This is a genomic window from Longimicrobium sp., assembly GCA_036389795.1.
Classification (GTDB): Bacteria; Gemmatimonadota; Gemmatimonadetes; order Longimicrobiales; family Longimicrobiaceae; genus Longimicrobium.
This window is the reverse complement of the sequence record DASVWD010000123.1, coordinates 1-4,955: the sequence shown is the minus strand read 5'-3', so window position 1 is coordinate 4,955 and position 4,955 is coordinate 1. Positions and strand designations below refer to the sequence as shown.

The 4,955-nt window shown below is 70.5% G+C and carries 5 protein-coding genes; 1 reads left to right on the top strand and 4 read right to left on the bottom strand.

The genetic code is table 11. The annotated features are described in order from the left end of the window. The 4 genes from VF746_16690 to folK all read right to left on the bottom strand — a co-directional run. On the bottom strand, positions 1-1,205 hold a 1,205-nt coding region (locus tag VF746_16690), incomplete at its 3' end, for an IS1380 family transposase (protein ID HEX8694061.1). Positions 1,206-1,511: 306 nt separating this feature from the next. Next, positions 1,512-2,639, bottom strand: a complete 1,128-nt coding sequence (aroB, locus tag VF746_16685) for a 3-dehydroquinate synthase (GenBank protein HEX8694060.1) — start codon at positions 2,637-2,639, stop codon at positions 1,512-1,514. Continuing rightward, complete coding sequence (locus tag VF746_16680) at positions 2,636-3,793, bottom strand: YbdK family carboxylate-amine ligase (GenBank protein ID HEX8694059.1); 1,158 nt, start codon at positions 3,791-3,793, stop codon at positions 2,636-2,638. The genes aroB and VF746_16680 overlap by 4 nt, the downstream gene beginning before the upstream one ends. Before the next feature lie 96 nt (positions 3,794-3,889). Next, positions 3,890-4,399, bottom strand: a complete 510-nt coding sequence (folK, locus tag VF746_16675) for a 2-amino-4-hydroxy-6-hydroxymethyldihydropteridine diphosphokinase (GenBank protein HEX8694058.1) — start codon at positions 4,397-4,399, stop codon at positions 3,890-3,892. Positions 4,400-4,459: 60 nt separating this feature from the next. Here folK and VF746_16670 point away from each other — a divergent pair, with 60 nt between their 5' ends. Further along, complete coding sequence (locus tag VF746_16670) at positions 4,460-4,681, top strand: type II toxin-antitoxin system HicB family antitoxin (protein ID HEX8694057.1); 222 nt, start codon at positions 4,460-4,462, stop codon at positions 4,679-4,681. Positions 4,682-4,955: the final 274 nt, after the last annotated feature.

The window sequence follows — 4,955 nt, the reverse complement described above, 5'->3', positions numbered from 1 at the left end:
CGCACCTCGTTGGCGGCGAAGCTGTCCGGCTCGGCGTAGGGTGTCCGCACTTCGCGACCGCGGTAATGCTCCTTCGGCCGTGGCGAGGAGGAGAGCGACACATCCAGCGCCTGCTTCCACTCGCCGAAGTCCTTCTCGGCGGTGCCCCGCTTCCTGTACCGCTCCAGCAGCTGTCCGGCCGGTGCTTCGGCGACGGACACGTTGGTCAGCAGGAAGAAGTAGTCGAGGAAGAGCTCCCCCTGCTCTTTCGTGCGCTCCAGCACCACGAGCACCACCCGGCGGGGATGCGCCCACTTGGCCGCGCGGTAGATGAACTCGTGGGTTCGGACCTGCCCCTCGGGAGGCGGCTCGGTGACGTACGGCGCGGCCATGCGCTTGAGCACCGCATTCCCGTTCAGCCTCGCCACGTAGAGGAAACCTTCCTCCTCCAGGTGGTCCAGCAGCTCTCCTTCGGGAAACCCGGCATCGATCCGCAGCCACACCTGCTCCGCCCACACCCGGGCCCGGTGCAGGATCGGCAGCGCGAAGCGCAAGCCCCCGTCGGCCGTGTGCACGTTGCCAGGGCGGAGCTTCGCACCCAAGTAGTCCCCGTGCTCGGAGCGCATCACCAGCGGATGGTAGCAGCGCACCCGGTAGTGGCCGTTCCGGGCGCTGCCGGGCTGATGGCCATGGACCTCGTACGGCAACGAGTCCAGGTCGAGCGTGATCTCGGGAAGCCGCGTCTGCCCCTGCGACTCCATCCGCCGCTCTGATCCATCCAGCAGCATGCGGCGCAGCCCCGCCCGGTTCTGACGCGCGCCGAGATCCTGGTGCAGCCGGCTGAGCGTGGGTTGCGAACACAGCCCGTCGGGCTCGCGGCCAGCCGCCTCGCGCAGCGGCCGCTGCCCCCTGCGGCTGGAAACCGCGGTCCGAAACGCGGGATCCGCCTGCAGCAACGTAACGTCGGACTGCCCGCTCCATCCTTGCGCCAGCAGCAACAGCGCGGTTCGCACCAGCTCGGTCTGGGGATGGATCACCCGGCCCGGCACCCGCGGGTCGGTCAAGTGCCTCTCGATCAGACCCGAATACCCCAGCCGCTCCATGACCTCGCGCATCAGTAGCGCCCCCGCGTCCGACGTCAGCTTCTCGGGACGCGCCTCCACCCGGACCGACTGGTTGTATTCCGGGCAAAAGAGTGTACCTTGTTCTTCACCCATGTCGTGCATTCGAGGGTTCGCGGACGGATGGTTGCTTCGACACCACCCATCTTACCGCGGCTCAAGAAGATGCGACATGGGTTCTTTCGTTCTATGCCCTCCAATGCTGATTTCAGGCGAATAACCAAGGATCATACCACCTTGCAGAGCATCGTTCAGGTACAGCTTCTGAAAAGCCTCTCACGGAGGACACAGAGGACACGGAGAACTTCAATCGCGTCTTCAGTTCCCTCTGTGTTCTCTGTGTCCTCTGTGTGATTCCATCTGTTTGGAACCAGAACTATGCTCGGCAACCTGGTATCACGCACCTTCTTCTCACGCCCGGCTGCCGACGCCCCCCAGCACCTCCAGCACCGTCTCGTCGGCCACGGGGGTGCCGTAGCGGCCGTTCGCGCCCAGCGCAGGAGCGCCGATCCCCTCGATCAGCGCGTACTCCACCCGGCCCTCGCGCCCCTTCTTGTCCGAGCGGGTGAAGGCCACCACCTCCTCGGCGCTCATCTCGATCGGCAGCGACGTGGGCAGGCCGAACCGGGTGAGCACCTTGCGCAGCCGCGCCGCCGTGCCGCTGGCGGTGACCCCCAGCCGCTCGCCCAGGCGCGCCTCCTCCACCATCCCGATCGCCACCGCCTCGCCGTGCAGGAGCGAGAAGCCCGAGAGCGCCTCGACGGCGTGGCCCAGCGTGTGGCCGAAGTTGAGCAGCTTGCGCGGGCCCGACTCGCGCTCGTCGCGGCCCACCACCTCGGACTTGATCTCCACCGAGCGCACGATCAGCCGGCAGAGCGCCTCGGGGTCCTCGGAGAGGAGCTCGGGGACGGCCGCCTCGATCCAGTCCAGGTAGTCGGGATCGGCGATGGCGCCGTGCTTGACCGCCTCGGCGAGCCCCGCGCGCAGCTCGGCGTCGGGGAGCGTCTGCAGCAGGTCGGGGTCGATCAGCACGCACTCGGGCTGGTGGAAGGCGCCCACCAGGTTCTTCCCCGCCGGCGCGTCCACCCCCGTCTTGCCGCCCACCGACGAGTCGATCATCGCGAGCAGCGTGGTGGGCACCTGCACCAGCGGGAGGCCGCGCATGTAGGTGGCCGCCACGAAGCCGCCCAGGTCGCCGGGCACGCCCCCGCCGAAGGCGATCAGCGCCGCGTCGCGCCCGATGCCGGCCTCCAGCATGGCGTCGGTGATGAGCCCCCACGTCTCGCGCGTCTTGCGGGCCTCGCCGTGCTCGAAGGCGAAGACGTCGGCGCGGTAGCCGGCCGAGTGCAGCATCCGCGACAGCTTCACGGCGTACAGCTCGGCCACGCGGTCGTCGGTGACCACGGCGTAGCGGTGCGCGGGGCAGAACTTGGAGAGGGTGCTGGCCATGCTGCCGAAGAGGCCGCTCCCCACCAGGATCTCGTACCCGCGGGTGGGCTTCTCGGGGAGGTTGACGGCGATCCGCTGCTTGAGGCTCATACCGTGGTCTCTTCCAGCCGCTGCTCGGCGCGGCGGTCCATTCCCAGTCCCACCATGGTCTCTGCGGCGATCCACAGCGCCAGGCGCCGCAGGTCGCCGTCCAGCTCCTTCGCCGTCTCCCGCATCCGCACCGCCGCGCACCCGCGCTCGAACACCCCCTCCAGCGCGTCGAGCGCGCCTTCGTCGCCCAGCGCCCGCGCGTAGGGGCGCAGCCGCTCGGCCAGCCCCAGCACCGCGTCGCGCGCGGACACGGTGCGCGGCCCGGGGGCGAAGACGTCCACGAACACGGCCGCCGTGCCGTCGCGCGAGGCCCGCCAGGTGTTCTCGCCGAGGAGCGGCTGCGCCACCGCCTGGGAGAGCGCCGGCTCGGCCACGGCGCCGTCCACGATGGCCGCCACCAGCGCGCGGGCCAGCGCGGCCGCGGCCACGGCGTCCTCCAGCCGCGGGGTGACGTCGGCGGCGCGGAACTCCACCGTCGGGTACTTGTGGTGCGGCCGCAGGTCCCAGTACAGCCGCCCGGGGCCGTCCACGCACTGCGTCTCGGTCAGCCAGCGCAGCAGCAGCTCCAGCTCGGCCTGCGATTCGAAGCGCGGGGGGGCGCCGCTCCGGGGCCAGCGCCGCCAGAGGATGGTGCGGAAGCTGGCGTACCCGGTGTCGCGTCCCAGGTAGAACGGCGAGCTGGCGGAGACCGCCAGCAGGTACGGCAGGAACGCCCGCGCCGCGTTGGCCACCCGCACCCGGTCGGCGCCCGCGGGGACGCCCACGTGCACGTGCATCCCGAAGATGGCCTGCGTCTCGGCCAGCTCGCGGTACTCGCGCCGGATGTCCAGGTAGACGTCGCGCTCGGTGAAGTCGTATCCGCCCGCCGGGGCGAACGGGTGCGTCCCGGCGGCCAGGATGGCGAGGTCCTGGGCCTGGGCGGCCACGGCGGCCTGCAGGCGCAGCCGCTCCAGGTCGTCGCGGACGCAGTTGGTGCCCTGGCACACCCGGGTCTCCACCTCGATGGTGTGCTGCTGCATCTCGGGCTTGATCTCGTCCGCCCAGTCGCCGGCGATCACGCAGTGCGCCCGGCTCTTCAGCTCGCCGGTGCGCGCGTCCACCAGCTGGTACTCTTCCTCCACCCCGACGGTGAAGTCCTGCGGCGAGATCGTCATGCGCTTGCGGCCCGCACGGGTGCGGCACGAAAGAGTTAGCCGCGCGCCGGTCCACGTGCAAGCGGCGGCTCCGTGCACTTTGCCAGGGGGGTGAGATCAGCGCGAGGCGGGAAGGGGTCCGAGCCGCTCGACGCGCTCCAGTGCAGGGGTGGATTCAAGCAACTCCCGCGCCGTCTTCCCCAGCACGGGGTGCCGCCACCCGGGGGCGAGCTCGGCCAGCGGGTGCAGCACGAAGCCGCGCGCGGGGATCCCCGGGTGCGGCAGGGTGAGGGAGGGCGTGTCGAGAATCCGGTCGCCGTACGCCAGCAGGTCGACGTCGATCCGCCGCGGCGCGTTGCGGAAGGTGCGCTCGCGCCCCAGCGCCCGCTCCACGCCCAGGATGCGCGAGAGCAGCTCTTCCGGGGCCAGCGCGGTGCGCCCGCGCGCCACCAGGTTGTAGAAGTCCGGCTGCTCGCGGTAGCCCACGGGCTCGGTGCGCCAGACGGAGGAGACCTCGAGATCGGAGACGAAGCCGCGCAGCGCGTCCACCGCGGCCGCGAGCTGCCCCAGCGGGTCGCCTACGTTCGCGCCGAGGCCGAGGAGGACTTCGGTCTGCACGTCGGTCACGGCTCAGGCCTCACGATGTGCCGCTGGTCCGTGTCTGCGCGGAGCGGTAGGTTCGTCCTCATGCCGAACCCTGAGTACCGGTACGAGATCATCATCTACTGGAGCGACGAGGACCAGGCTTTCATCGCCGAGGTCCCGGAGCTGCCCGGCTGCGCTGCGGATGGCGCCACGTACGCCGAAGCGATCTCCAACGCCGAGGTCGTGATCAGCGAATGGATCGAGACGGCCCGGGATCTCGGGCGTCCCATCCCGGAGCCCAGGGGCAGGCTCCTCTTCGCGTAAGCGTCCGCTGAACCACCTGTGACTCGCCGCCCCGGCGCCCGCCACGCGCGCTCCAGGACGAGCGGCGCGGACCTGGGCTCCAGCCCGCAACAGCCCGGGCTACGACTGCTGATTCCAGCGGGCGCCCGCTCATCGGGATAGGGGGGCCGGTCTCCCGGCACCCCCTCCCCCACCACCGTACGTACGGGTCCGTATACGGCGGTTCGGATGGTTGATGGACTGAGTGTGTTGTGCTCCGTCCTGAGTGAAGAGGCTGCTCCCCGCCGTCCGTGCT